The sequence below is a fragment of the Arthrobacter sp. 2RAF6 genome (assembly GCF_052115205.1).
GTDB lineage: Bacteria > Actinomycetota > Actinomycetes > Actinomycetales > Micrococcaceae > Arthrobacter.
In genome coordinates, this window is record NZ_JBFRGF010000008.1 from 72,175 (window position 1) to 98,181 (window position 26,007).

28 protein-coding genes are annotated in these 26,007 nt (G+C 64.5%); 14 read left to right on the forward strand and 14 right to left on the reverse strand.

Annotated features, from left to right (window positions below):
* Positions 1–18: 18 nt before the first annotated feature.
* From AB4Z38_RS08480 to AB4Z38_RS08500, 5 genes are all read left to right on the forward strand, one after another.
* The gene (locus tag AB4Z38_RS08480; RefSeq protein WP_441429295.1) at positions 19–1,470 is read left to right on the forward strand and encodes a PspC domain-containing protein; all 1,452 of its coding nucleotides are present in this window, start codon (positions 19–21) and stop codon (positions 1,468–1,470) included.
* Between the two features lies 1 nt (position 1,471).
* Entirely contained in the window at positions 1,472–1,774 is a 303-nt protein-coding gene (locus tag AB4Z38_RS08485; protein WP_441429296.1) for a hypothetical protein, read from the forward strand.
* A gap of 45 nt (positions 1,775–1,819) precedes the next feature.
* Positions 1,820–2,077, forward strand: coding sequence for a PspC domain-containing protein (locus AB4Z38_RS08490; protein ID WP_059387344.1), 258 nt, complete (start codon positions 1,820–1,822; stop codon positions 2,075–2,077).
* Positions 2,078–2,341: 264 nt separating this feature from the next.
* Entirely contained in the window at positions 2,342–3,367 is a 1,026-nt protein-coding gene (locus AB4Z38_RS08495; protein ID WP_234749032.1) for an ATP-dependent 6-phosphofructokinase, read from the forward strand.
* 96 nt (positions 3,368–3,463) lie between these two features.
* The gene (locus AB4Z38_RS08500; RefSeq protein WP_441429297.1) at positions 3,464–4,195 is read left to right on the forward strand and encodes a GNAT family N-acetyltransferase; all 732 of its coding nucleotides are present in this window, start codon (positions 3,464–3,466) and stop codon (positions 4,193–4,195) included.
* 83 nt (positions 4,196–4,278) lie between these two features.
* On the opposite strand, the gene AB4Z38_RS08505 is transcribed toward AB4Z38_RS08500, so the two are convergent.
* The 7 genes from AB4Z38_RS08505 to AB4Z38_RS08535 form a co-directional block, all read right to left on the reverse strand.
* A complete protein-coding gene (locus AB4Z38_RS08505) occupies positions 4,279–5,802 on the reverse strand; it encodes a DHA2 family efflux MFS transporter permease subunit (RefSeq protein ID WP_441429298.1) in 1,524 nt (507 codons plus the stop codon).
* Positions 5,803–5,856: 54 nt separating this feature from the next.
* Positions 5,857–6,417: a PadR family transcriptional regulator gene (locus AB4Z38_RS08510; RefSeq protein ID WP_441429299.1), complete on the reverse strand. Its 561-nt coding sequence runs from the start codon at positions 6,415–6,417 to the stop codon at positions 5,857–5,859.
* Positions 6,418–6,507: 90 nt separating this feature from the next.
* Positions 6,508–6,921, reverse strand: coding sequence for an ankyrin repeat domain-containing protein (locus tag AB4Z38_RS08515; RefSeq protein ID WP_441429300.1), 414 nt, complete (start codon positions 6,919–6,921; stop codon positions 6,508–6,510).
* Complete coding sequence (ygfZ, locus tag AB4Z38_RS08520) at positions 6,918–8,003, reverse strand: CAF17-like 4Fe-4S cluster assembly/insertion protein YgfZ (RefSeq protein WP_441429301.1); 1,086 nt, start codon at positions 8,001–8,003, stop codon at positions 6,918–6,920. The genes AB4Z38_RS08515 and ygfZ overlap by 4 nt, the downstream gene beginning before the upstream one ends.
* Positions 8,004–8,025: 22 nt before the next feature.
* Entirely contained in the window at positions 8,026–8,748 is a 723-nt protein-coding gene (locus AB4Z38_RS08525; RefSeq protein WP_441429302.1) for a flavodoxin family protein, read from the reverse strand.
* Between the two features lie 87 nt (positions 8,749–8,835).
* The gene (locus AB4Z38_RS08530) at positions 8,836–9,435 is read right to left on the reverse strand and encodes an FABP family protein (protein WP_441429303.1); all 600 of its coding nucleotides are present in this window, start codon (positions 9,433–9,435) and stop codon (positions 8,836–8,838) included.
* Positions 9,436–9,619: 184 nt separating this feature from the next.
* Positions 9,620–10,354, reverse strand: a complete 735-nt coding sequence (locus tag AB4Z38_RS08535; protein WP_441429304.1) for a permease — start codon at positions 10,352–10,354, stop codon at positions 9,620–9,622.
* A 333-nt stretch (positions 10,355–10,687) separates the two neighbouring features.
* Here AB4Z38_RS08535 and AB4Z38_RS08540 point away from each other — a divergent pair, with 333 nt between their 5' ends.
* The 8 genes from AB4Z38_RS08540 to asd all read left to right on the forward strand — a co-directional run bounded on the left by AB4Z38_RS08540 (position 10,688) and on the right by asd (position 18,856).
* Positions 10,688–11,386 (forward strand): winged helix-turn-helix transcriptional regulator, encoded by a 699-nt coding sequence (locus tag AB4Z38_RS08540; RefSeq protein ID WP_234749023.1) that lies wholly within the window; start codon positions 10,688–10,690, stop codon positions 11,384–11,386.
* A gap of 247 nt (positions 11,387–11,633) precedes the next feature.
* Entirely contained in the window at positions 11,634–12,605 is a 972-nt protein-coding gene (mshD, locus tag AB4Z38_RS08545) for a mycothiol synthase (protein WP_441429305.1), read from the forward strand.
* A gap of 104 nt (positions 12,606–12,709) precedes the next feature.
* A complete protein-coding gene (locus AB4Z38_RS08550) occupies positions 12,710–14,959 on the forward strand; it encodes an RNA degradosome polyphosphate kinase (RefSeq protein ID WP_441429306.1) in 2,250 nt (749 codons plus the stop codon).
* An 11-nt stretch (positions 14,960–14,970) separates the two neighbouring features.
* The gene (locus tag AB4Z38_RS08555; RefSeq protein WP_441429307.1) at positions 14,971–15,939 is read left to right on the forward strand and encodes an NUDIX hydrolase; all 969 of its coding nucleotides are present in this window, start codon (positions 14,971–14,973) and stop codon (positions 15,937–15,939) included.
* Between the two features lie 18 nt (positions 15,940–15,957).
* Positions 15,958–16,761, forward strand: coding sequence for a thymidylate synthase (locus AB4Z38_RS08560; protein ID WP_441429308.1), 804 nt, complete (start codon positions 15,958–15,960; stop codon positions 16,759–16,761).
* Positions 16,758–17,345, forward strand: a complete 588-nt coding sequence (locus AB4Z38_RS08565; protein WP_441429309.1) for a dihydrofolate reductase — start codon at positions 16,758–16,760, stop codon at positions 17,343–17,345. Before AB4Z38_RS08560 ends, AB4Z38_RS08565 begins: the two co-directional genes overlap by 4 nt.
* A gap of 2 nt (positions 17,346–17,347) precedes the next feature.
* Positions 17,348–17,569: an NF038396 family protein gene (locus tag AB4Z38_RS08570; RefSeq protein WP_441429310.1), complete on the forward strand. Its 222-nt coding sequence runs from the start codon at positions 17,348–17,350 to the stop codon at positions 17,567–17,569.
* A 144-nt stretch (positions 17,570–17,713) separates the two neighbouring features.
* The gene (asd, locus tag AB4Z38_RS08575; RefSeq protein ID WP_441429311.1) at positions 17,714–18,856 is read left to right on the forward strand and encodes an aspartate-semialdehyde dehydrogenase; all 1,143 of its coding nucleotides are present in this window, start codon (positions 17,714–17,716) and stop codon (positions 18,854–18,856) included.
* A gap of 24 nt (positions 18,857–18,880) precedes the next feature.
* On the opposite strand, the gene AB4Z38_RS08580 is transcribed toward asd, so the two are convergent.
* Entirely contained in the window at positions 18,881–19,999 is a 1,119-nt protein-coding gene (locus tag AB4Z38_RS08580) for a winged helix DNA-binding domain-containing protein (protein WP_441429312.1), read from the reverse strand.
* Positions 20,000–20,108: 109 nt separating this feature from the next.
* On the opposite strand from AB4Z38_RS08580, the gene AB4Z38_RS08585 reads away from it, so the two are divergent.
* Positions 20,109–20,579 carry a hypothetical protein gene (locus AB4Z38_RS08585; RefSeq protein ID WP_441429313.1) on the forward strand — a complete coding sequence of 157 codons (471 nt, stop codon included), beginning with the start codon at positions 20,109–20,111 and terminating at the stop codon, positions 20,577–20,579.
* A gap of 20 nt (positions 20,580–20,599) precedes the next feature.
* Here the strand turns inward: AB4Z38_RS08585 and AB4Z38_RS08590 are convergent, their stop codons facing one another.
* The 6 genes from AB4Z38_RS08590 to AB4Z38_RS08615 all read right to left on the reverse strand — a co-directional run bounded on the left by AB4Z38_RS08590 (position 20,600) and on the right by AB4Z38_RS08615 (position 25,754).
* A complete protein-coding gene (locus AB4Z38_RS08590) occupies positions 20,600–21,667 on the reverse strand; it encodes a UDP-N-acetylmuramate dehydrogenase (RefSeq protein WP_441429314.1) in 1,068 nt (355 codons plus the stop codon).
* Between the two features lie 69 nt (positions 21,668–21,736).
* Positions 21,737–23,059: an MFS transporter gene (locus AB4Z38_RS08595; RefSeq protein ID WP_441429315.1), complete on the reverse strand. Its 1,323-nt coding sequence runs from the start codon at positions 23,057–23,059 to the stop codon at positions 21,737–21,739.
* Positions 23,056–23,493 carry a MaoC family dehydratase gene (locus AB4Z38_RS08600; RefSeq protein WP_441429316.1) on the reverse strand — a complete coding sequence of 146 codons (438 nt, stop codon included), beginning with the start codon at positions 23,491–23,493 and terminating at the stop codon, positions 23,056–23,058. Before AB4Z38_RS08600 ends, AB4Z38_RS08595 begins: the two co-directional genes overlap by 4 nt.
* 2 nt (positions 23,494–23,495) lie before the next feature.
* Entirely contained in the window at positions 23,496–23,957 is a 462-nt protein-coding gene (locus AB4Z38_RS08605) for an FAS1-like dehydratase domain-containing protein (protein WP_441429317.1), read from the reverse strand.
* A gap of 55 nt (positions 23,958–24,012) precedes the next feature.
* Positions 24,013–25,518: an FAD-dependent monooxygenase gene (locus tag AB4Z38_RS08610; protein ID WP_441429318.1), complete on the reverse strand. Its 1,506-nt coding sequence runs from the start codon at positions 25,516–25,518 to the stop codon at positions 24,013–24,015.
* A gap of 11 nt (positions 25,519–25,529) precedes the next feature.
* A complete protein-coding gene (locus AB4Z38_RS08615) occupies positions 25,530–25,754 on the reverse strand; it encodes a DUF3188 domain-containing protein (protein WP_284983266.1) in 225 nt (74 codons plus the stop codon).
* Between the last annotated feature and the right edge of the window lie 253 nt (positions 25,755–26,007).

The window sequence follows — 26,007 nt, forward strand, 5'->3', positions numbered from 1 at the left end:
AGGCGGCAAGATCGAAGTATGAACGCGAACAGCATGAATCCCGAGGACTCCGGACAAGCAGCGGAGCCCGGACAACCTGCAGAATCCAGCCATCCGGCAGGGACAGGCTCGCCGGAAGAACCGGCCCAGCCAAACTCCGGCAGCACCGGTGGAACAGCACCGGACTACGCCGTGCCCGCTCCTCCGCAGAACTTCTTCAACTGGATCCGAAGCCAAGGCATCAGCCGCGGCCGCGACCGGTGGATGGGCGGCGTGGCCAGCGGCATCGCGCACCGCTTCGGCATCGATCCATTGATCGTCCGCGGCATCTTCATCATCCTCACCCTCTTTGCCGGCATCGGCATCCTGCTCTACGGCGTCGCCTGGGCGCTCCTCCCCGAACCCGACGGCCGCATCCACGCCCAGGAGGCCGGTGCAGGGCGTTGGTCCGCAGGCATGACCGGCGCCCTCATCACAACCATCATCGGATTGCCAAGCCTCGGCCGTGGCTTCTGGGGCTGGGGCTGGAACGGCGTTCCTGGAATCCTGTGGACGCTGTTCTGGGTGGGCGGCATCATCTACCTGGTCTACTTCCTGGTCCAGCGCAGCAAATCCCGCAACGGAAGGCAGACCATGGGCACGCACAACTATGCGGCCGCTCCGAGTTCCCCTGGCGGGGCGGGCACCCATGCCCCGGCGGGCTATCCAGCCGGCCCTTACGGCTCAAGTGCTTACGGGACTGGCGGGGCCGGTAGTTACGGGATCGGCGGGCCGGCAACCCCCTCGGGCCCCTTCAATCCCGCGGGGCCCTACCCACCGGCTGGCGTTCCCAACCGCCCCGAGCGGCCCGAGCGGCCGAGGCGGCAGGGACCGGGCACGGCTATCGTAGCGGTCTCTGCGGGGGCAGCCCTGCTGGCCGGCGGAACGCTCAAGCTGCTCGACGCCGGCGATGTCATCCACCTGGGCGACGCCGCCAACGCGTTGGTGTGGGCCACGGCCGCCGCAGTCCTCGGCCTCGGCATCCTTGTTGCGGGGCTTCGTGGCCGCACCTCGGGGCTGCTCGGTTTCCTGGCCGTTGCGACTCTGGTGATCGGGGGCATCTTCAATATCGCCCCGAACGCAGACCACTTCCGTCTGCAGAATGCTCAATGGAATCCAGTGAGCATCGAGGATGCCCGCAAAGGCTTCGATATTACCGGTGCCAATGGGACCGTTGACTTGACCAAGCTGAACCTGAGCGCACCGCTGAGTTCCGACGTCGTGGTTCCGATGGACGTGACCGCAAGCAACATCAAGCTCCTCATCCCCGCGACCGTGCCGGTGGAGGTCCAAGCAGATATGACCTTCGCGAACCTCAAGCAGGACGGTAGCGCCGTCACCCAAAGCAACGGTGGCACCCGGGACAGCTTCAACACGGACAAGCCCGGCGCCAGACTGGTCGTCAAACTCAACGGCACCTTCAGCAATGTCACCGTCCAGGAAGGAAACTGACATGAGCACACACGGACCCACGCGGGCATTTGAAACGGCGCCGGCACCCGAACCCACGGCGCAAGCTGCCCGGGCCAGGGTGAGCACGGTGGTTTGGGGGCTGATTGTCCTGGCACTCGCAGCTTTGATCATCATTTCCAAGCTCGGCCTCGTGGCGCTCAACGGCACCTATGTTCTGATCGGGCTCATGATCGGGGCCGGCGCGGCACTCGTGATCGGAGGCCTTGTGTCGGCCCGCTCCCGAAAGGGCAGCGGTTCCGGCCCGGACTCCGGCGCCGGGGCCGCCGATTCCGACCACGGGTAGCAAGCAGCACGTGACAAAGCAGCGACAACAGGGAAGGCTCTAGCCATGAACAAGTTCTTCAGCATCGTACGGGGCATCGGCCTGAAGCGCGGTCCGCAGCGTTTGATCGGAGGGGTTTGCGGTGGCATTGCCGCCAAACTGAATGTGGACGTGGCCTACGTCCGCATTGGCTACCTGATCTTCTGCCTGCTACCCGGGCCCGCCGTGGTGATTTACGTGGTGGCATGGCTGCTGCTTCCCAACCAAAGCGGCACCATTGCGCTGGAATCTTTCCTCACCCAGCGTTCGCAAGGCAGGAATTAGCACAGCCCGGCCCCGGGTTTACGGGCCGGCGAGTTCACCAGCGCCCCGCCAACGCGGCGGGGCGCTTGGCGCTTGGCTTGTTAAGCCAGGTTCCATGAGCCGGTCATTTAGTCCAGGCTTGCCCGTCCAATTTCCAGGTTGTTTCAAAAGTCTCATCCCCGGCGACGGTCATGTTTGTGTCCCACCCCACATTGCCCCCTACAATCGTTGTGAGCTCAGCGTGGCGCTCTACACGTATACCTCCTAGCCAGGATTTGAGCCCTCATGAAAATTGGAATCCTTACCAGCGGTGGCGACTGCCCCGGACTTAATGCCGTCATCCGCGGCGCCGTCCTCAAGGGAATTGCCATTCACGGCCAGGAATTCGTCGGTTTCCGGGACGGTTGGCGAGGCGTCGTGGAGGGCGACGTCATCGACATTCCCCGCACCATGGTCCGCGGTATCGCCAAGCAGGGTGGAACCATCCTCGGCACGTCCCGCACCAACCCGTTCGAGAACGGCGGCGGGCCGGACGTCATCAAGGCCCACATGGACCGTCTCGGCATCGACGCCATCATTGCCATCGGTGGCGAAGGCACCCTGGCTGCCGCGAAGCGCCTTACCGACGCCGGGCTCAAGATCGTCGGCGTCCCCAAGACTGTGGACAACGACCTCGACGCCACCGACTACACCTTCGGATTCGACACCGCCGTCCAGATCGCCACTGAGGCCATCGACCGGCTGCGCACCACCGGAGAATCCCACCACCGTTGCATGATCGCCGAGGTCATGGGCCGCCACGTGGGCTGGATTGCCCTGCACGCGGGCATGGCTGCCGGCGCGCACGCCATCCTGATCCCCGAGCAGAAGGTCAGCATCGAGCAGATCACCGAGTGGGTCCAGGAGGCCCACGATCGTGGCCGTGCGCCGCTGATTGTTGTTGCCGAAGGTTTTGTTCCTGACCACATGGAAGCCCCGCACTCCGAACGCGGACTGGATACCTTTGGCCGGCCCCGCCTGGGTGGCATCGCGGACCAGCTCGCTCCGGAAATCGAAGCCCGCACCGGCATCGAGACCCGCGCCACGATCCTCGGCCACATCCAGCGCGGCGGCGTCCCCTCGGCTTTTGACCGCGTGCTGGCCACCCGTTTGGGCATGGCAGCCATCGATTCCGTGGTGGAAGGCCGCTGGGGAACGATGGTGGCCCTCAAGGGCACGGACATCGAGCACGTGGGCTTCGAAGCTGCCTTGGGAAAGCTCAAGACCGTCCCCCAGAACCGCTACGACGAAGCCGCGGTGCTGTTCGGCTGAGCCGGTCCTTCAAGGAGTCGGTTCTTCAGGAGCAGGCGGGTACCACCAAGCGCCTGCCTGCTCTTTCCTTTCCAGGGACTGCATAGACTCGATGTCATGGAACTTGATGCGGGATCGGCGGAAATTGTGCTGCTGGCCTGGGCCCGACATTTGGGGTTCGACGACGAGGCCTTCAGTCTCGCCTCCGGCTCGCCTGCTGCCCGCACCGGGGAGCGATTGGTCCGGGAAGACGAAGACGCCGAATCCATGACGTTCGTGAGGCTCTTTGGCCGCTCCGCATTGGTGGGTCCGACGTGGGCGGTGGCTGCCGCCGTCGAGCTCTCGGACGATCAACTGAGCGAGCATTCCGCTCTGTTGCGGATCAGCCGCGAACACGGCGGCCACGGACTCGGAACGTCGGCGCTGCTGTTCGCCGACGACCTTCCCCTGTTCCAGCCGGGCGGCGAAGTCACTGTCTCACACGGCCATCCGGAGGCGATCGAGTTGGAGGGCATGTGCCCTCCGGACGACGTCAATGAAGTCCACCTCTCAAGGATGGAGCACCATTTCACCGTGATGGATGGCAACGAACCGGACCGCAAACCGGTGGCCTGCGGCGCCTATGCGGAGTGGCAGGGTATCCTCGCCGATCTGGGCGTCCTGGTGCCCCCGGAATTGCGCCGGCAGGGACTCGGAACCCTCGCTGCTTCGATCGCTGCCCACGAGGCACTCGCCTCCGGCCTGACGCTGCAATGGCGCACTGCGCTGGATAACCGGGGTTCCATGGCCCTGGCCCGAAGGCTGGGATTCGTCGACGGCGGTATCCAGACCTCCGTGCTGCTCCGCTAACGCCCCCTCTTGCTAAGCCGCGAGTTGGCAGATGATGCCCTCAAAATTGTATTTTGAGGGCATCATCTGCCAGTTCGCGCGGGCTAACCGTCTTGCGAAACAGTCTCAGGCCTGGCCTCTGCGGCAGTCGGGGAACCCCAACCCTGGACGGCTTTGGGCTTGCCGAACAACAACGCCGCTACTGCGCCCAGCAGAATCCCAAAGGCCGGCAGCAGGACCGACTGGCTCATTGCTGTCGAGAAGCCGTCATGCAGGAATTCCGGCAACTTCCCAGTGAATCCGCCTTCGCCTGCCGGGGCGGCCCCTGGCGGAGCCGCGGGCAGCTCGGCCGCGAGCCGGGACTGGATGAGGGCAGCAATCGCGGCCGATCCCAGCACGGCGCCGATCTGGCGTGTGGTGTTGAAGACACCGGAACCGGCGCCCGCCGAGCGCGGCGGGAGGTTGCGGGTAGTGGCATTGGAGACCGGGCCCCAAATGAAGCCGTTGGCCACACCTTGGAGGGCGCTGGGCAGCAGGAACATCCAGATGGGAGTGTCCGGCTTCAGGAGGGTCGAGGTCCAGAAGAGGGCGCCGGACAGGCAGACGAGGCCGAAAGCGGCGAACCAACGCGGGTTGACGCGGTCAATCAGCTTGCCAACGAAAGGTGCCAGCGCGCCGGAGATCACGGCCATGGGGATCATGAGCAATGCGGACTGCGTCGGGGACAAGCCGCGGACTACCTGATAGTAGAAAATGGTAGGCAACGGGAACGCAGTGATGGTGAAGCCTACCGCCATGATGGTGGTGTTTCCCAAGGAGAAGTTGCGGTCCTTGAACAGGCCCAACGGCAGCAAGGGTTCGCCGCCTCGGCGCTCCAGGAGCCACTGCCACAAGACAAACGCGGCCAGGACGACGAGCCCGGTGATGATCAGTCCCCACACAGTAATGGGTCCGCTGACGGTGCCCCACTTGTAGCTTTGGCCTTCCTGGATGCCGAACACCAGCAGGAACATGCCTGCCGCGGACAGCAGCACACCCAGGACGTCGAACTTGTGGCTGTGCGTGGTCAGCTTCGGTACCAGCCGGGTCACGAGGAGGAAGGCAACGACGCCGATGGGAACGTTGACGAAGAAGATCCACTGCCAGCCGAGGCCGTCAACCAACACGCCACCGAGGATCGGGCCGATGAGGATGGCCATGCCGGCCGTGGCTCCCCAGAGGCCCATGGCCGCGCCGCGGCGGTCCGGCGGGAAGATCCGGGTGATGACCGCCATGGTTTGGGGCGTCATCATGGCTGCGCCGATGCCCTGAACCACCCGGGCCGCGATCAGCATGCCGATGTCGCCCGAGAGGCCGCACCACAGCGAAGCCAGGGTGAAGACGACGAGGCCGATCAAGTAGAGGTTCTTGGGCCCGAAGCGGTCACCGAGCCTTCCGGTGATCAGCAACGGCACGGCGTAGGCGAGGAGGTAGGCGCTCGTCACCCAGATGACGGCATTGATATCGGAATGCAGGCCCTCCATGATCCGTGGGTTCGCCACGGAGACAATGGTGGTGTCGATCAGGATCATGAAGAACCCGACCACGAGGGACCACAGTGCGGGCCACGGTTTAGCTACGTTTTCCATGGGTTTCCTTTGACTGTGCTGAATTTCTTGCACGTTGGTGCGTGGGATGGGCGGTCACCATGGCAACTGCCCGCTGCGGAGATCATTTTGGAAGCTGCGTATCCAGTCAATTTCCGTCCGCAGCATGGTTTGTTGGTACTTGACGTCGATCCAGAACTTGGGTTCGACGCCTTTTGCCGCGACAGCCTCTTCGCCGCGGACCAGGAAGTCGAGTTGGTTTTCCAGGTTCGCCACGCGGTGGTCGAGGAGTTCGAGTACGACGCCGGACGGCAGGTTGTGTGCCTCGGCGATGGCGTGGGGGAAGACCGGGTATTCGTTCACGGGTTCCGCCAGCATGTTCTGGAGGCGCTCGGTCAGCGCGTCCCTGCCGGTTCCCGTGATTCGGTAAGTGGTGCGCTCGGGCCGGTTGCCGGCACGGTCAATGCCTGTGGACTCGACCAGACCCGCCTCTTCCAGGCGGCCGACTGCGTGGTAGAGCGTACCCGGCCGGACCTTGACCAAGCGGTCCTCGTGGCGGGCCATCAGGAGTTGGTACATCTCGTATGGATGCATCGGCGCCTCGACAAGGAGGGCCAATGCGGCGACGCCAAGTGGAGTCAGTGCGGCTCGTGCCATTTCCCCATCCTCCGTGCGAACTATTCCACAACAACTATTCCACATGGAATATTTGATCGCAAGACAGCCGCCCCGGCGAGGCCGTCAATGCTATCCGAGCAGTCCGAGTATCTCCGTGCGGGCAAACATCCGGGCGGCTTCGCGCGCTGTGGGCGCACCGGCGTCGGGATCGGCCCCGGCGTCGATCAGAACGCGGGCCACCTCCGTGTAACCCTTGAAAACCGCGCCTGCCAGCGGAGTCTGGCCACGGTCGTTCGCACCGTTTGCCTCGGCACCGTGGTACAGCAGAAGCTGAACGGTTTCAGCGTGGCCATGGTATGCGGCCAGCATCAGGAGCGAGTCGCCCGCGGCGGTGCGCATTCCAGCCGGCGCACCGGCATTGAGATAGCTGCGCAGGAGTTCCGAGTTGCCTTCCCTGGCGGCATCGAACAAGGTATGCGCCAAGGCAATGGCCTCGTCATCGGCACCCGTCGCCTGGGCTTCGGCGCCCGTCGTTTCGCTCATCGGTGGGGTCCCTTCAGGAATCCGGTCTGGCGCCCCACCACTTGTCCGGCATCGGGCGCAACGATTACTTCCTGGGCGGCCGGATAGGGCTCCTCACCGTCCAGCACGGTCAGCACTTCCTGCGGGTCCACAGACCGTTTGATAAGCGCCAGTCCTACTGCGCCCATTTCGAAATGTTGGGCCACGGATGTCAGCGTACCCACCTTGCGCTCTCCGGCAAATACGACGCTGCCCGGCGCCGGGAGGGTGTGCTGCGAGCCGTCCAATTGCAGGAAAACGAGTCGCCGGGGCGGGTGTCCAAGGTTGTGGACGCGGGCGATGGTCTCCTGGCCCTTGTAGCAGCCCTTGGACAAGTGGACCGAGGTCCGCAGGAGGTCGAGCTCGTGCGGAATGGTCTTCTCGTCCGTCTCCGCGCCGAGCCGGGGACGCCAGGCGGCAATGCGGAGCGCCTCAGCCGCCAACGAGCCCGCGAGGGCCTTGTCTTCAACGGCCGCTTCAAGCTCGTCCGCGGGAATGAGGTACTCGAACCAGGGACGCTCAAGGCCGGGATGGGAGCTTTCCTCCACCACGCTGTAGGAATAGCCGCCGACGCCGATGTGCGGCCACGGGTCCTCCCAGACGAGCCGCCCGGACCATGCGTCAACGGGCTTGGTGGAGCCGACGACGGCCCAATCGGCCGACACGTCGGCCACCTCGACGCGCAACATGAACCGCATTTTGTCGAGCCACTCCGCCAGCGGGGCAGCCTCGGCGGCCTCGACCAGCAGCCAGGTGGTCTCGCCGTCGTCCACCACGCGGGCGTCGAACTCGATGCGGCCCTGGATCGTGAGGAGCAACAGTTCGCTGGAGACGCGCGGCTGGAGGCTGGTCAGTTGCTGCGAGGAAAGAGTGTTGAGCCAGCTGAGGCGGTCCGGTCCGGTGACCGTGACAACGCCCCGATAGGAAAGGTCGACGACGGCGGTGCCGGCGGCGAGTGCGCGCTGCTCACGCAGGGGCTCGCCGTAGTGGGCCGCGACGCCGGAGTCCTCGCCGCCGCCTTCTACAGCTCCGGGGCGCGACAATAGGGGGCTCTTGTAAGTCATATGTAGTAGAAGTCCTTGGGGCTCAGCGGTATTCCGGGTTTTCAAAATCGAAGCGCGTGCCGGCTGTCCATTCATCCGGGAGATTGCCGTAGGCAGGAATGCCGCCTACGTCCTTGAGCATCCGGGCGTAGTGGAGCAGGTTCCACGTCATGAAGGTGGCGTTCCGGTTGGTGAAGTCGCTCTCAGGGCCACCGGACCCTTCGTCCAGGTAGCTGGGTCCGGGGCCGACGGCACCGATCCAGCCGGCATCGGCCTGGGGCGGAATGGTGAAGCCGACGTGCTGGAGGCTGTACAGGACGTTCATGGCGCAATGCTTGATGCCGTCCTCGTTGCCGGTGATCAGGCAGCCGCCGACCTTTGGATAGTAGGCCCACTGGCCTTTGCTGTTGAGCTGGCCCGAATGGGCGTAGAGCCGCTCGATGAGCTTCTTGGTCTGGGAGGAGTTATCCCCAAGCCAGATAGGTCCGGCCACTACCACGATGTCGGCCTCCAGCACGGCCGGATACAACTCCGGCCATTCATCCGTGGCCCAGCCGTGTTCGCGCATGTCCGGATACACGCCGGCGGCAATGTCGTGGTCAACAGTGCGGATTACTCGGGTACTGACGCCCTGCTTTTCCATGATGCGCCGGCTGATGGCTATCAGTCCGTCGGTATTGCTCACCTGTGGGGATGGTTTGAGCGTCCCGTTGAAAAACACGGCCTTGAGATCGTCATAGCGGGCGGGCTTTGTTGCTTCGTTCACTTGCTACTCCCCTTTGATTCGGACTGCGAAACGGGACGTTCAGTGAGACCTCTTCGGTGAGACCTTGAAGCCAGGGAACAAGCCCTCCTAAGAGAGCTTGTTCAGGAAAGCCGAAGCATGGGCCTCGAGCGACTTACCCGGAGTGGACACATCCCAGCGCCACAATAGATTGCCATCGACGAGGCCGAAGATGCGCGTGGCCGCAGTGTATTCCTTGGAGTGGCCGCCGCGCATCACCATATCGGTGCTCATCTGGATCTGCGGCCCCTTGATTTGGCCGTAGTACAGCTCGCTGATGCCACCGGGATGGGCGATCGTCACAGCGATGTCGAACCCGCCGTCGGCGTTCCGGTGGGCCTCGACGTCGTCGGCCGTCTTCAATACGGGGACAATCTCCGCGGGAATCAAGCCGGGGCCGCCGTCGGCGTCGAGCATTTTCCGCTCCAGGGCCCAGAAACCTGTCTCCACAGTGAGTGGCCGCAACTTGGTGCCGTCCTCGTCGCTGAGCCAGCTTTCGCCGCGGTACTCCAGGTACGGCAGACCGTGGTGCGTAAAGGAGACATGCTGGATGAAGTGATCCGAGTCTTCTTCACCGCTTCCAAGCCGTCCCCGGCCTTCCCACTCGCCAATGAGCCAGGAAAGGGGTACCAATTCGGGTGTCAGGTCGGAAGGGATTTCGATGGGCACAGCAATTACCTCAGTGGACCGGAAGGTACAGGTTGATCAAAAGCGATGGGAGCTCTACTTCTGGCCCTTGAAGAGACGGTAAACGACAAAACCAGCGAACCACGCCATCGAGAGGCTGGCCAGGCCGAGGAGGACAAGGAAGAAGATTTCAAATGCAAGTACGGACATGATGCCATCCTAACTGTTAGTAGATGAGTAGTTTGTCGATGAAGTAGCACAACGCGCCAACCGCCCAGACGGGGGCGACGCCCATTCCAAGGACAGCCGGGAAATTCAGGCGGCCGAGCCGAAGCGTCACCATGCGCCGGAAACTGACCAGGACCGAAGCGATGACGACGCCCACCACGATGGCAGCCACGATCGCGATGTTGGAGAACACCAGGCCGGCCAGCGGAGCCACCAATCCGGCCGCCACGATGCCCAAAGGCGCCACAACCCGGTCCGGCCAGCGCAACAAACCGGCGAGGAGGGCGACCGCGGCGCTGAGGGCGGCGACCAACACCATTTCCTTGATTCCGTTGAATCTCGCCCCCGCAATCCAGCCCGCGCCAAGGCAGCTCAGCAGGACGCCGGCGCAGCTACCAAGGGTGGATTCGAGCCGTTGGGCCTGGCCGGTTCCGCGAATCAGCTGCACCACGAACACCGCGATCACGCCTGCGGCGATGAAGGCGGGAGTTGCGTCGAGAAATCCGGGGGCTGGCACCAATCCGGCTGCCAAGGCTGAACCAGCACCGCTCAGCCCGATCACCGCGGCAAGGGTCTTCTTGGCGGGGACCGCTAGAAAATGGGGCCAGCCGATGCCAACCGCGGCCGAGGCCAGAATTCCGACGGCGACCAAACCTTCAGTGGGGCCGTAAGAGCTGGCGACGAAAACCGCGAGCGCCGCGAGGCCGACCACACCGATGCTCCAAGACTTCACTGCGCCCCTGACCTCACTGTGTCCTTAACCTCGCTGTGTCCCTAATCTCGCTGTGTCCTGAACCTCACGGGGGTCTAGGGGCCCCCGTGAGGTTCAGGCTGCGAGCAACCTCCTGCCAATCCTGCCTTATGCGGCACAAATATGTCGCAAACAGGGGTTGAAGGTGACACGAATCCCTGACGTTGCAGGGGCCTTTGGGTATACTCGGTTGTCAACAGCTCTTCTTGTTGCAACGCTTCCGTTACAACGGAACCTCGCCCCATAAGCAGCTACCGGCCGGTGGAAACCCGGTTCAGACGCCCGATGATGCGCGGACCGCCCATTGGAGGAACTATGTCGCACATCCTGCTCCTGACGAACAGCACCGGCTCGTCGGTAGACATCCTGCCTGCCTTGGAGCTATTGAACCACCGGGTCCACATCCTTCCGGCAGAGCCAACGGCCTTGCTCGAAACCGACCCCACCGACGTCGTTTTCCTCGATGCCCGCAAGGATCTGGTGGGAGCCCGCTCCTTGACCCAACTGCTCAAAGCCACGGGCTTGAGTGCCCCCCTGATCCTGATCCTCACTGAAGGCGGCATGGCTGCCGTCTCTTCCGCTTGGTCCGTGGATGACATCGTCCTCGACTCGGCGGGGCCGGCCGAAGTCGAAGCCCGGATCCGCCTGGCCGTGGCCCGCGCCATCCCCGGCGAAGAGGAGGCCAACACCGAAATCCGGGCGGCCGGCGTCGTGATCGACGAGGCAAGCTATACGGCCCGCGTGAACGGGCAGCCGCTCAACCTGACCTTCAAGGAGTTCGAACTCCTGAAGTATCTGGCCCAGCACCCGGGCAGGGTGTTCACGCGCCAGCAGCTTCTCACCGAGGTGTGGGGCTACGACTACTACGGCGGCACGCGCACCGTGGACGTCCACGTCCGGCGCCTGCGTGCCAAGCTGGGCGTGGACCACGAGAACCTCATCAGCACGGTCCGCAACGTCGGCTACCGGCTGACGTTGGTCCGCTTGCCGGAAGATGAGCTCACGGAGGCCTAGGCTTCCGACACGCCGAGGCTCTGCCCCCAGGCTGCGAAACACAGGGAAGGCCCGGACTCACTGAGTCCGGGCCTTCCCTTTGCTTGAGTGGAGGACATACGGGTCGAACGTATCGAGGCCACCCCACTGGTGGATCCCCCTCGTATCCTGCTTCGCGAAGCCGGACGAGATATAGACCTTACACGGCCAAGACAGTGCCTGCAAAATCCATCCCGCCAAAACGGCCGGAGGCGTATAGCCTTGCAGCATGAGCCCTGCGCACCCGGAGAACTGGCCCGTCCTCGTCGTCAAAGGCGCGTCGGATAACGAGTTGTTGAAAGACATCAAGACGCTCGCCGCAGCTGCCGAGGAGTCCGACGGCAATCCCCCGCTGTCCGAACAGACACTGGTCATGTTGCGCGGAGCCGATGCCGGCGACCACTCGGTGCTCGCACTGGCCCTGTATGCCCCGGACGAGCAGTCCGATCCGGCGAGCGGCCAGGATCTGGCGGGAATCGCCGTCGTGGTTGAAGCGGACGACGGGACCGGGGTCCTGGAAATGGCAGTGCACCCCAGCTACCGCAACCAAGGTGTCGCAGGCCGGCTGTTGGATTCACTCCGGGACAGCCGCGGGCTCGAGGGGCTGAACGCTTGGTCCCATGGGAATCACGAGGCCGCCGCGGAACTTGCGGCCCGCTACGGCTACGGCCCGGCGCGCGAACTGTGGAAGATGCGGCTCATGTCCTCCACAGCGGAACTGCCCGACGCCGGCCTGCCTGAGGGAATCTCGCTCCGCACCTTCGTGCCGGGTCAGGATGAGTCCGCCTGGCTGGCAGCCAACAGGGCGGCATTTGCCCACCATCCCGAGCAGGGTTCCCTGACCAGGGCCGATCTGGAAGCCCGGATGGCCGAGGACTGGTTCGATCCCGCAGGTTTCCTGCTGGCCGTGAACCCCGCCGGGGAGCTGCTCGGCTTCCATTGGACCAAGGTGCACCCCCGGCAAGGACCCCATCCGGCCATCGGAGAGGTCTACGTCGTAGGTGTGACGCCTGCGGCCCAGGGGCTGGGGCTTGGCAAGGCGCTCACCGTCGCCGGGATCAGGTATCTCCAGGGCCACGAGCTGCACTCCGTGATGTTGTACGTGGATGCCGACAACACCGCGGCCGTCGCCCTGTACCAGAAGCTGGGCTTCGTACGCTGGGACGTCGATGTCATGTATGCGCCGTTAACCCTGAAGTAACCCGGAACCAAGGCGTATCTGAAAGGCTAGGACATCTAGGATTCCGGGACGTGGAATCCTTGTAGGGTTGAATCAAACCCCCGCGCTGAACGAAGGAGAGCCCGATGAACCCGGACCCGGTCGGAACCACCAAAACCGAGGTCAAGGGCGCAACCTTGCCTCCCCGCTTCGGATCTTCCGAAGTCCCGGCTGCGCGGGCAACTCAGGACCGCATCGACATTCCCGAATTTGCGCCCTCGCTTGAGCCGGAAGGCGACATCACTCCGGACCGCTTCCTGGACCGCGAGCTGAGCTGGCTCGCCTTCAACTCCCGGGTTCTTGAGCTCGCGGAGGATCCGGACCTCTTCCTGCTGGAGCGGGTCAATTTCCTCTCCATCTTCGCCTCGAACCTGGATGAATTCTTCATGGTGCGGGTTGCCGGCTTGAAACGCCGCATCGCCACCGGACTCGCGGTGCCCTCCCCCGCCGGGCTGAGCCCGATCGAAGTCCTGGAGCAGATCGGCGATGCCGCCCGGAAGCTGCAGGAACGCCACGCGCGTGTGTTTGCCGAGCAGATCCGCCCCGCTTTGGCCTACGAGCACATCCACCTCATGCGCTGGGACGAACTCGACGACGAGGCCCAGCACCGCTTGAGCATCATGTTCGGCGAGAAAGTCTTCCCGATCCTCACGCCCCTCGCCGTCGATCCTGCCCACCCGTTCCCGTATATCTCCGGTCTTTCCCTCAACCTGGCCGTGATTGTCCGCAACCCCGTGAGCGACAAGGAACTCTTCGCCCGCGTCAAGGTTCCGGACCAGCTGCCGCGGCTCGTCTCGATCGACGGACCGCGTGCCGGCGCGGTCCCGGGCCGCGTGGCACGATTCATCGCGCTCGAAGAGGTCATCGCGGTGCATCTGGACAAGCTGTTCCCCGGAATGGAAGTCATGGAGCACCACTCCTTCCGCGTCACCCGCAACGAGGACGTGGAAGTTGAAGAGGACGACGCCGAGAACCTCCTGCAGGCGCTTGAAAAAGAACTGCTGCGCCGCCGCTTCGGTCCGCCCGTCCGGCTTGAGGTCACGACGGACATCAACCCGAATATCCGTGCGCTCCTGGTGCGGGAACTCGGCGTCGAGGAATCCGAGGTCTACTCCGTTCCGGCTCCGCTGGACCTCCGGGGCCTGTCGGTCATCGGCGGAATTGACCGCGCCGACCTCCACTACCCCAAGCACGTACCCCACACTTCGCGGTACTTGAACGAATCCGAGACGTCCAAGGCCGCCAACGTCTTCGCGGCGATGCGTCGCCGCGACATCCTGCTGCACCACCCGTACGACTCGTTCTCGACGTCGGTCCAGGCCTTCCTGGAGCAGGCTGCCGCCGACCCCAAGGTCCAGGCCATCAAGCAGACCCTGTACCGCACCTCAGGCGATTCCCCCATCGTGGACGCGCTGATCGACGCCGCCGAGGCCGGCAAGCAGGTCCTGGCCCTCGTGGAGATCAAGGCCCGCTTTGACGAGCAGGCCAACATCTCCTGGGCCCGCAAGCTGGAGCAGGCCGGCGTGCACGTGGTGTACGGCATCGTGGGACTCAAGACGCACTGCAAGTTGTCCCTGGTTGTCCGTCAGGAAGTGGATGGCCTCCGCAGGTACTGCCATATCGGCACGGGCAACTACCACCCGCGGACGGCCCGCTACTACGAGGACCTTGGCCTCTTGACCTCCAATGAGCAGGTGGGCGAGGACCTGTCCAAGCTCTTCAACCAGCTCTCCGGATACGCCCCCAAATCGACCTTCAAGCGGCTCCTCGTCGCGCCGCGCTCGGTGCGCTCCGGGCTGATCGACAGGATCGAGACCGAGATCCGCAACGCCCGCGCGGGAATTGCCGCCAAGGTCCAGATCAAGGTCAACTCCATGGTCGACGAGGCCACGATCGACGCCCTCTACCGGGCGTCACAGGCCGGGGTGAAGGTTGATGTCATTGTCCGTGGCATCTGCTCGCTGCGCCCGGGAGTGCCTGGGCTGAGCGAGAACATCACGGTCCGCTCCGTCCTGGGCCGCTTCCTGGAACACTCACGCGTGTTTGCCTTCGCCAATGCCAACGATCCCGTGGTCTACATCGGCTCCGCGGACATGATGCACCGCAACCTCGACCGCCGGGTCGAGGCCTTGGTGCAGCTCTCCAACCGCGAAGACACAACCGAGGTCATGGACCTGCTGCGCCGTTACATGGACCCAGGCACTGCCAGCTGGCACCTCGACAACCAAGGCCACTGGACCAGGTTCCACCAGGCCGAAGACGGCACGCCGCTGTTGGACATCCAGTCCTGGCTGCTTGCCTCCCGGTCCCGCCAACGTGCAGTTGCCCGGCGGTAGGCAGCGAAAAGTTGAAGAGCGATACACCTGTTGCAGACCAGACGGACCATCCCGGGGAACCGATCGCCGTCACGGCGGCCGGCGCCATTCCTTGGCGTGTCACCAAGGGCGCCCTTGAGGTCCTGCTGATCCATCGGCCAAAGTACGACGACTGGTCCTGGCCCAAGGGCAAGCTCGACGCCGGGGAAACCATCCCGGAGTGCGCCGTCCGCGAGATCAGTGAAGAAATCGGCCTCAAGGCCGCCCTCGGGATCCCCCTTCCTCCGACGCACTACCACGTGGCAGCTGGGCTGAAGGTAGTCCACTACTGGGCCACCCAGGTCAATGGATCCATCATCAAGCCGGACGGTGAGGAAGTGGACGCCTACATATGGGCCGCCCCGGACAAAGCGGCACGTTTCCTGAGCAACCCGACGGATGTGGGCCCCCTCCAGGCGCTGGCGAAGGCGCACCTCAATGGTGAGCTGGAGACCTGGCCCCTGATTCTGGTGCGCCATGCCAAGGCCAAGCCACGATCCTCCTGGACCAAGGCCGAAGGCAGCCGGCCGCTGGCCGTGACGGGTCTGCGGCAGGCGCTGGCCGTGAAACGGCTTCTGGGCGTGTGGAAGCCCCTGCGGATCGTGAGCAGTCCCTGGGCCAGGTGCGTATCCACTATCGCGCCATACGCCAAGTCAGCCGAAGCCAAGGTGAAACTTGTGGATGCCCTGACGGAGCACAACCACCAACGGAGCCCGAAGAAGACGTCCGCCGTCGTCGAGGGCTTGTTCGACAAGCAGCGCGGGGTTGCACTGTGCACCCACAGGCCGGCACTCCCCACCGTCTTGAAGACGCTCGGCGAGCGCATGGGCCCGGAGCTTCGCGAGATGCTACCTGCCCAGGATCCGTACCTGGCTCCTGGCGAGATGATCGTATGCCACGTGGCCCGTGGAAACGGCCAGCGCGTAGTAGCCGTGGAACAGATCAAGCCCTTCGACGACTGACTCCAGTAAGCTGGGTGCGTGAGCATCCCAACCCCATATGAAGACCTCCTGCGTGACGTCATGGCCAACGGCACGCATAAGTCGGACCGCACAGGCACCGGCACGCGGAGCGTTTTCGGCCGCCAGCTGCGCTTCGATTTGAGCCAGGGTTTCCCGCTCATAACCACCAAGCGGGTGCACTTCAAATCGCTCGCGCTGGAGCTCTTGTGGTTCCTCCGCGGCGAGTCGAACGTGAAGTGGCTCCAGGAGCAGGGCGTCACCATCTGGGATGAATGGGCGGACGCCGACGGCGAACTCGGCCCGGTCTACGGCGTGCAGTGGCGCAGCTGGCCGACCCCCGATGGCGGGCACATTGACCAGATCGCCGAACTCATGAGGGGCTTGGCCGCCAACCCGGATTCCCGCCGCCACATCGTCTCGGCATGGAACGTGTCCGAGATCAAGGACATGGCCTTGCCGCCGTGCCACGCGTTCTTCCAGTTCTACGTTGCCGACGGCAAGTTGTCCTGCCAGTTGTACCAGCGTTCGGCAGACACGTTCCTTGGCGTTCCTTTCAACATTGCTTCCTATGCGCTGCTGACCTGCATGGTGGCCCAGCAGCTGGGCCTTGAGCCCGGCGATTTCGTGTGGACCGGCGGGGACGTCCACGTTTACGACAACCACGTGGAGCAAGTCACCGAGCAGCTCTCCCGTGAGCCTTACGAGTACCCGCAACTGCGCTTCACCCGCAAGCCGGACTCGATCTTCGACTACACCTTCGAGGACTTCGAAGTAGTCGGTTACCGCCACCACCCCTCCATCAAGGCACCCGTGGCGGTATGAACACCCACGAATCTCCTGCCGCGGGGTCGCCTTCCTCCGGGGAGGCCGCGGAAACGCTCAACGGAATCGGCCTGGTCTGGGCACAGACCGGCAGCGGAGTGATCGGCAAGGGCGGGACCATGCCCTGGCACGTTCCCGAAGATCTGCAGCACTTCAGCCGGCTGACAACAGGGCATCCGGTCATCATGGGCCGGAAAACCTGGGAGTCTTTCCCCGCAAAGTACCGCCCCCTGCCCGGTCGCACCAACATCGTGGTGACCCGGCAACGCGGCTGGGCGGACTCGCCCGAAGCACGTGGCGCCGTCGTGGTTTCCTCCCTTGACGCCGCCCTGCTCGAGTCCCAGTTCGCACCGGGCGGCCAGAATGTCTGGATCATTGGCGGGGGCGAAATTTACCGGCAGTCCGTGGATATCGCGGATGTCGCCGTCATCACGGTCATCGATTCCGACACCGACGGCGACACGTTCGCGCCGGAGTTCGGCCAGGCGTGGAATCTTGAGGCGACGGAGCCTGCAGAAGGCTGGCTGACCTCCAAGAACGGCACCAACTACCGGATCGCCACGTGGCGCCGGACGGAAGACTGAGAATGCTGAAGAAACCTGAGACCCTGTTCGTGCTCGGCTACATGTTGTTGCCGCTCTTCGCGCTCTTGTCCGCGATCGTTGGGCTCACCATGATCCTCGGCGGCAACAAGATCCTGGGGATCGTCGTCCTGGTAGTGGTGACCCAGGTCTTCGCCTTTGGCGCGTTCTACGCCCTGCGCGCCCGCAAGGCGGCCCTGCTGGAAGAACCCGACGCCGGCAAGTAAGCGGCAACCTGCCCAACTAGCTCGCATTAAGTGTCGTTTTGAGCGCCCAAAACGACACCTGCTGCCAGCTAGTTGGGTTTGTCGTGGATTTCCTCGTGACGTAACCGACAGCGGCCGGGAGCCGCGAAAGTCTAGACTGGTTCAATGACTACAGCAGCTAATCCGTCCGTTGGACTGGTCGGTTGGCGTGGCATGGTCGGCTCCGTCCTGATGCAGCGCATGCAGGAAGAGGGCGACTTCGCCAACATCAACCCGGTATTTTTCTCCACCTCGAACGCGGGAGGTGCCTCGCCGTCTTTTGCCGACGGCTCAGGCAAGCTCGAGAACGCGTTCGATATTGAGACTCTTGCCAAGCTGCCGATTATTGTCACTGCCCAGGGCGGCGACTACACGAAGCAGGTCCACGGTGAGCTGCGCGGCCGTGGCTGGGATGGGCTGTGGATCGATGCCGCGTCCACGCTGCGCATGAACGACGACTCAATCATCGTGCTGGACCCCATCAACCGCGACGTCATCGACGCAGGCCTGTCCGGCGGCGTGAAGGACTACATCGGCGGCAACTGCACCGTGTCCTGCATGCTCATGGGGCTCGGTGGCCTGTTCAAGAACAACCTGGTCGAGTGGGGTACCTCCATGACCTACCAGGCGGCCTCCGGCGGCGGTGCCCGCCACATGCGCGAACTGCTCAACCAGTTCGGCACCCTCAACAACGAAGTCAGCAGCGAACTGGACGATCCGGCCTCGGCGATCCTGGAAATCGACCGCAAGGTCCTGGCGACCCAGCGCTCCGGCGTCGACGCCACCCAGTTCGGCGTCCCGCTGGCCGGCTCCCTGATCCCCTGGATCGACGCCGACCTCGGCAACGGCCAGTCCAAGGAAGAGTGGAAGGCCGGGGTGGAAACCAACAAGATCCTCGGCACGGGCAACGGAAAGCCCGGCAAGGACCACGTGGTCATGGACGGCCTCTGCGTTCGTATCGGCGCCATGCGCTCCCACTCCCAGGCACTGACGCTCAAGCTGCGCGAGGACTTGTCCGTCGCCGAAATCGAGAAGCTGCTGGACGCCGACAACGAGTGGGCCAAGGTTGTGCCCAACACCAAGGAATCCTCGATGGCGGACCTCACCCCGGTTGCTGCCTCCGGCACCTTGGAGATCCCTGTGGGCCGTATCCGCAAGCTTGAGATGGGCCCTGAATACATCAGCGCCTTCACCGTGGGCGACCAGCTCCTCTGGGGTGCGGCCGAACCGCTTCGCCGCATGCTGAAGATCGCTACCGGCACCCTCTAGGCGTCCGCTTTCATCTGGGTGCCGTCAACTCTGCATGAACCGCAGGTACTTCGCGGCCTGGAGTTCGAAGGACCGTTTGGCTGCCGGAGTCAGGCCTTCCGCGGCGAACGGTTCGGGCACGACGACGGCGCTTCGGCCTGTGCCGTTGCGTGACCAGGTGCCCACCACTTCGCCACCTGACACGATCATCCGCTTGAAGACCCCGTTGCCGCCCGGAACGACCTTCTGGAAATGCTCCGGGGGCAGGACAACGCTGCGGTCCGTATACCCGAGCAGGAATTCATCGAATCCCGGCAAGGCGAGGACCGTCCGCGAGCCGGGGACACCGTCGTCGAGCAGTACCGCCGTCTCGGGCGACAGCCAATAGGAGGTTCCCCGGAAGACGAGCTCAACGAGTTGGCTGCGAATAGCCTCGTGGGCTGCCCGGACCTCGGCTTTGGGAATCTGGGTCCACCACGCGAAGTCCAGGAGCGTGGCCGGTCCGTGGCTGCGTATATACCTGAGCAGGAATTCGGCAACCCCTTCTTCCCGGCTCAGCCTCTTGGATTCCGGAATCCACTCATCGAAGGCCACGAAAAGTTGCTGTCCAAGGGCTTTGCCCGCCGTGCCAGCTGGAGGTCCTTGGACCAGCCAAGCGTTCTGGCACAGAACCCAGAGCAAATGGATGCCGCGCTGGGCCGTGGTCACTTGGCCCGCGGATTCGAAGATCTTGAAAAGTTCCTCGCGCGTGGCGCCGGGGCTGCCGGCGACGCGTTCAAGGGCAAGGTCGCGGCACGTGGCGATGTCTGCCTCGTCGATCCCAAGCTCCCGATGCCGTGCGGCAACCGAACGCATGGATCGCTCGGTGGTGATGGTCAGGATCCAGCGCAAGTCCTGCGGTGGAACCAGGTGCAGCGTGCCCCGCATGGGCCAGGACCGGACCACTGTGCCGTTCTCCAGCGCTTCCAATACCTTCGAGAGGCCGGAACCGGGGACCCGCTGCCCCACCGCCCAGAACGCCGAGGCCAGGTCTTGGGCCTGCATGGCGCCCATCCTGGAGACGCATTCCTCCGGGCTGCTGAATCCCCCAAGCAATCCTTGGCTCGCAAGGCGCAGCCTGCCCATGACTTTGGGAGTGACGCTGATCTTAGCCGAAGCTGCCATGGCCCCATCATAGGACGCACAGCGGACAGTTTCGGTCCTCAATAGCACGCAAGAGGAACTCCCATGCCGCTCACAGGGGCCTTCCAGCGGGCCCTCCTACGCTAGGGGAATGCTGTTCGGAGAGTTGGGTCCGCTGCTGCGGCCGCTCAGCCGGCGGTTAGCGGCCGCTGGTTGGTGCGCCGCCGCCGTCGGGCTTGTCTGCGGCTTGGCAATAGCTGTTGGTGCCGGGGTGCGATTGTCCCCGTCGATGCAGACTGTCCAGGAGGTTGGCCTCGCTGCGACTGGCGCCGCGGCCCTCCTCCTGGGCCTTGCTGCCGCGTGCCAGCCATCGTCCGACCAGGACGTTGACGATGCCGAATCGGGGTTCCAGACAGGCGCGGGCGATCAAGTGCGCAGCTTCCTGCTTGCAGCCATCGTCATGCTCCTGGGCGTGGCAGGCTTCGCGGCCGCAGGCTGGATTTCGCCCGGCGGTCCGTCGCCGCAGAGCATAGCTTTCAGCCAGATCTTCCTCTTGGGGGCCGCCAGCTGCGGGTTGACGTTCCTGCTGCTCAACAAGGTCCTTCCGAGCGGAAAGCGCTGAAGCGCCTTCCTGGCGGGTTCCTACAAGACCAAACCGATCAGCAGCGGCTCGGGATGCAGTTCAATGCCAAAGCGCTCGACGACGCCGCGACGCACCTCGCGCGCGATCGCCACCATGTCCTCCGCGCTGGCTCCTCCCCGGTTGGTGATGGCCAGGGTGTGTTTGGTGGACAGCGAGGCCCGGCCGCCTGACACGCTAGCAGGTTCGAGGCCGAATCCTTTTCCGAAACCGGCCTGGTCGATCAGCCAGGCTGCCGACAGCTTGACGAGGCCATCGTTTCCAGCCGGGTACTGCGGCGCTCCCTCGGGCAGCGATGTGGTCGCTGTGGCCGGCACAATCGGGTTGGTGAAGAAGGAACCCGTGGAATACGTGTCCCTGTCCGAAGCGTCCAGGACCATGCCCTTGGAGGCGCGCAGCCGCAGGACTTCGCGCCGGACGTCGTTGGAATACGCGCGCTTCCCGGGCTCGACACCGAGGGACCGGGCCAGCTCCGCATACCGGATGGGCGCGCTCATGCGTCCGAGCGGCAGCTGGAATTCAACTGTCAAAACCACATAACGGGGTGAGCCCTCGGTGGTGGTCTGTTTGAGGATGGAGTCCCGGTAGCCGAACCTGAGCTCGGAGTTGGTGAAGGTTTGCACAGCGTTGCGTTCGCGGTCCCAGGTACGCACTGCGGCGATGGTCTGGGAGACGTCAGCACCATAGGCGCCCACATTCTGCACAGGAGTGGCGCCCGTGGCTCCGGGGATGCCTGAGAGGGCCTCCAGCCCGGACCACGCGTGCAGCACGGAGTGCTCCACGAGGGAATCCCAGTTGTGCCCGGCCTGGACCACCACGGAAACGCCGCCGCAGCTATCTTCCGAGTTGACGCTGAAGCCCTGCGAAGCGATCTTGAGGACGGTGCCCGGGTATCCGGCGTCGGAGATCAGCAGGTTGGATCCCCCACCGATGATGAGCAGTTTCTCGCCCGCGGCATCCGCCGAGCGGACGGCGTCGATGATTTCCCCTTCGGTGCGGGCCTCCACAAAGGTGCCGGCAGGCCCGCCAACGGCGGCCGTGGTCAGTTGGGAAAGCATCGTCTGGGTCACCAAACAAGCCTAGCGGGGATTGACTGCGCTAGCCGACTCAGGGACGCGCCGACTCAGGTATGCAGTGGCTCAGGTGAGCGCCGGTTCAGGCGCGCGCTTCCGCGAGACGGGCGCCAGGAAGAAGCTCGCTATGAGCAGGACCAGGACGGCGAGCAAGGAATGCAGGATGCCGAAATGCTCCGCCAGCAGTCCCAACAGCGGCGGACCGCAAAGGAAAGCCCCATAGCCAATCGTGGAGACGACCGAAACCCGGGCCGCCGCGTGCGCTGGATCGTCCGCGGCAGCGGACATGCCCACCGGGAAGCCCAAAGAAGCGCCCAGACCCCAGATAGCCAGGGCCGCGAAGGCGAGCCACGGTACCGGGGCGAAGACAAAGAGTGCCAGCCCGACCACAGCTGTCGCCGAGCACCAGCGCATGACGGGCACCCGTCCGAAGCGGTCCAGGACCACGGTCCCGGCAAAGCGGCCCACCGTCATGAACGTCACGAAGATTCCATAGCCGATGGCTCCAGCGGCGTCGGATTGACCGTGGCCATCGGCCAACGCCAAGGCCACCCAGTCCCCCGCCGCGCCCTCAGCCAAGGCGAGCCCCAGGACGAGCAATCCAAGCAGGAGGGTCCGGCGTTCGCGCCAAGCCCGGGCCACCATGCGCTTGCTGTCCAATGGTTCGGCCGGTCCCGGCTGGCCGGGCTGGATGATGGGCAAGGGGCCGGTTGAAGGATCTTCAAAGGTGTCAGGCTTTCCGGACTTGAAGGCCTTTGCTGTACCTCGTGCGGTGGTATAGCGGGTAATATCCGCACGGAACCAGGCAGTGGCTGTCACCACCGAGACCGCGACCACCAGGCCGGCCGCGGCCAGATGCCAGAAGACCGGCAGTCCCGCGGCTGCGGCCCAAGCGCCAAGCCCTGCGCCCGCAACGGTGCCGAGGCTGAATGATCCGTGGAGACGGGGCATGATGTGCCGTTCAAGGGCGCGTTCCAGCGATGCTCCCTCTACATTGGAGGCCGTGTTCCAGCTGGCCGTACCGAGGCCGATCACCATGAGTCCAAGCGCCACGACCACTGGGTTGGCCAGCACGGACGTGCCAAAACCGGCGACCGCCAGGCCCAGGCCCACCATGGCGCCGCCGATCCGCGTGGTCAGTCGTGATCCGAGCCGGATCACGATCACCCCGGACGCGGACACGGAGAGGAACGATGCCACGGTCATGCACATCAGCAGGAGGCCAACCGTGCCGGGCGTCAGGTTCAGGCCATCGCGGATGGCAGGCAAGCGGGAGACCCAGGACGAGAAGGCCAGGCCGCTGGCGCCGTACGCGGCCACCACAGCATTGCGCCACCGCGACAATTCCGCCGCGGTGGCGCGAGGTGCTGATTGTTGCAGGCGGCTCAAGCGAGCTTCACAACGGCCTGGGACTTCATGAGGACCTTCTGGCCGGCAAAGGTGACGGTCAGGTCGATGCGCGCGGTGCGGGCTTCGGCGTCGAGCGCTCCCACCACTCCGGCAACCTCGATCACGGCGCCGGGCTCGCTGGTACCCGTGGTGTCGGCGACCAGCACCGGTTTGGTGAAGCGCGTCTGATAGTCGACGACGGCGGCGGGGTCGCCGGCCCAGTCGCTCACCAGTTGCACGGCGGAACCCATGGTGAACATACCGTGGGCGATGACTCCGGGAAGTTCGACGCTGGTGGCGAAGGATTCGTTCCAGTGGATCGGGTTGAAGTCGCCTGACGCGCCGGCGTACTTGACCAGGTCCTGGCGCGTGACGTCGATGCTGCGGGTGCCGATTTCCTGCCCTACGGTGAGTTCTTCAAGTTTCAAGCTCATGGTTACTGTCCCTCTCCGCGGACCAGGATGGATGAGGTGGTGGTGGCGACTCTTTCGCGCTGGTTGTCCTCGCGGACAGCGAAGATTTCCGAACGCGTCGTGATCATGGCCCCGCCGCCCATGGCGCGGACGCCGTCGACGTGCAGTTCGGCCTGCAACTGATCCCCTGCCACGATCGGGCGGTGGTGCGTGAAGCGCTGGTCGGCGTGCACCACGCGGCTGAAGTCAATCCCGGAATCCGGATCCTCGATCAACTGGGCATCGGCCCGCTGGGCGACGATGATGGCGAAGGTCGGCGGTGCGACGAGGTCGCTGTGGCCAAGGGCTTTGGCGGCTTCGACGTCGAAGTGGGCGGGATGGGTGGCCTTCACGGCCCGGGCGAACTCCCGGATCTTTTCGCGGCCGACGTCGTACACCTCTGCGGCAGGGTAGCTGCGGCCCTGCAAGTCCGGGTTAATAGTCATACTCCAACCCTATCGGCCCGGGACGTGTGTCCGGATTAGTGTCGAAGGCTGACCGCTACTCCGCGGTTGGCGGTCCGAACCACGTGGTGAGAGCGTCAGCGAGGCCCATCCGGGTCCGGTCTCCCACCCAGGCTACATATCCGTCGGGCCGGATCAACACGGCGGCGGGAGGAGTGACCGCCCCGAGTGCCGGAAGCTCCCACGTCCCAAGGTATGTGGCGTCGATCAGCTGAACGCGGTCCGCCCACGGCGTGATGTCGATGCCGCCGGGCTCGCCAAGGTTGAGGAGGACCGGCCGGGCATCGTGCAGCAGGCTGAAGACGCGCAACGGGCCGTTAGCGGTGACCAGGTCGAGATCGGGCATGCGGCGTCCGAGCAGCGGGTGCCCCTCGCCGACGTCGTAATGTATATCGAGTCCGGACTGCATCGCGGCGAATCGCTTGCACGGTTCCTCCATGCCGAGGAGCTCGGCAATGACCTCGCCCACGGCTTTCGTGCGTTCGTCCGGGCGGCGAAGCGCGACACTCGCCATTGTATTGCGCAGCACGCGGGCAGCCACGGGGTGTCGCTCGGCGTGGTAGCTATCGAGGAGGCTTTCCGGCGATGTCCGCTTGACCACCTGGGCGAGCTTCCATCCCAGATTCACTGCATCCTGCACACCCGTGTTGAGTCCCTGTCCGCCGTCCGGGGCGTGCACGTGTGCGGCGTCGCCGGCGAGCAGGACCCGTCTGTCGCGGTAGCTCGCGGCCTGCCGGGTCATATCGGTCAATCTCGAGATCCAGATGGGACTGTGGATCCCATAATCCGTCCCACATACGGCGATGAGCGCCTCGCTCAGGTCATGGAGGGTGGGTTCAGTGGTGGGTCCGACGTGCTGTTCGGTCACCATGACCCCCACGGGGCCGCCATCCGCGTAGACCACCTTGCCGTCGAGAATCTTGTACTCCAGCTTGCCGAAGGAGTGGATGCCGAAAGCATTGGGGTGGACGCCCAAGGGCGGCTGCTCGACCATCTCGACCTGTGCGATCAGGGCGCTCGTGGTCGGATCCCAGCCGGGGAACTCGATGCCGGCTGCTTTGCGGACCAGGCTGCGGCCGCCGTCGCACCCGACGAGGTATTCCGCGCGCAACGCCTCGCCGGCGGACAGCTCGACGTCGACGCCGGTCTGGTCCTGCGCGAAACCGGTCACCTCGTGTCCGTAATAGATCGGCACCGCCAGCTCGGCGACCCAGCCAGCCATGATGCGCTCGATGTGGTTCTGCCAAAGCCCGAGCCCGTAGTTGTGCCGGGTGGGAAAATCGCTGATGTCGAAACGGACGCCGCCGAACCCGGCGACCTGGGCCACCTGCCCCTCGGACAGGAACCGATCAGCGATTCCGCGCTGATCGAGGACCTCGATGGTGCGTGAGTGCAAACCGCCTGCGCGTGAGCCGGCGAGATCCTGGTTTGGACGCCGCTCGACAATCGCGACGTCGACGCCGGCCAACGCCAGCTCGCCCGCCAGCATCAGCCCTGTGGGGCCTCCTCCGGCGATCACCACCGCGTGTTTGGTCATCGCCATGCTCCGGCAGGCTACTTCTTCAAGCCCTTGCGGACCTGCTGTCCGCGGACCACCATGCCCACGACATGCAGGACCAGGCCGAGCCCGATCACGAACAACGACGTGAGCGCAAGGCCTTGGTTATGGGAAGTGTTGCCGATGATCGTAAGGATGATCCCGACGGCGATGAGCCCCATCGCGCCGAAAACCAGCGTCTTGTAGGCGATAGAGGCCGTGGCCCAGAATTCGTTCAGCACCACCCAAGTTTAGGGCACTTGTCAGAACAGCGGGTCCTGCACGGTCAGAACCCGATATAAGTGAGCGAGCGTCGGGCCAGGACCCGATATAAGTGAGCGAGCGTCGGGCCAGGACCCGATATAAGTGAGCGAGCGTCGGGCCAGGACCCGATATAAGTGAGCGAGCGTCGGTGGACGGGAACACCGCCCGCAACCGATCGCCCCGATCCGCCCTCGACTTCAAAGAACGCTCGCTCACCTATAGGGGCCAAAC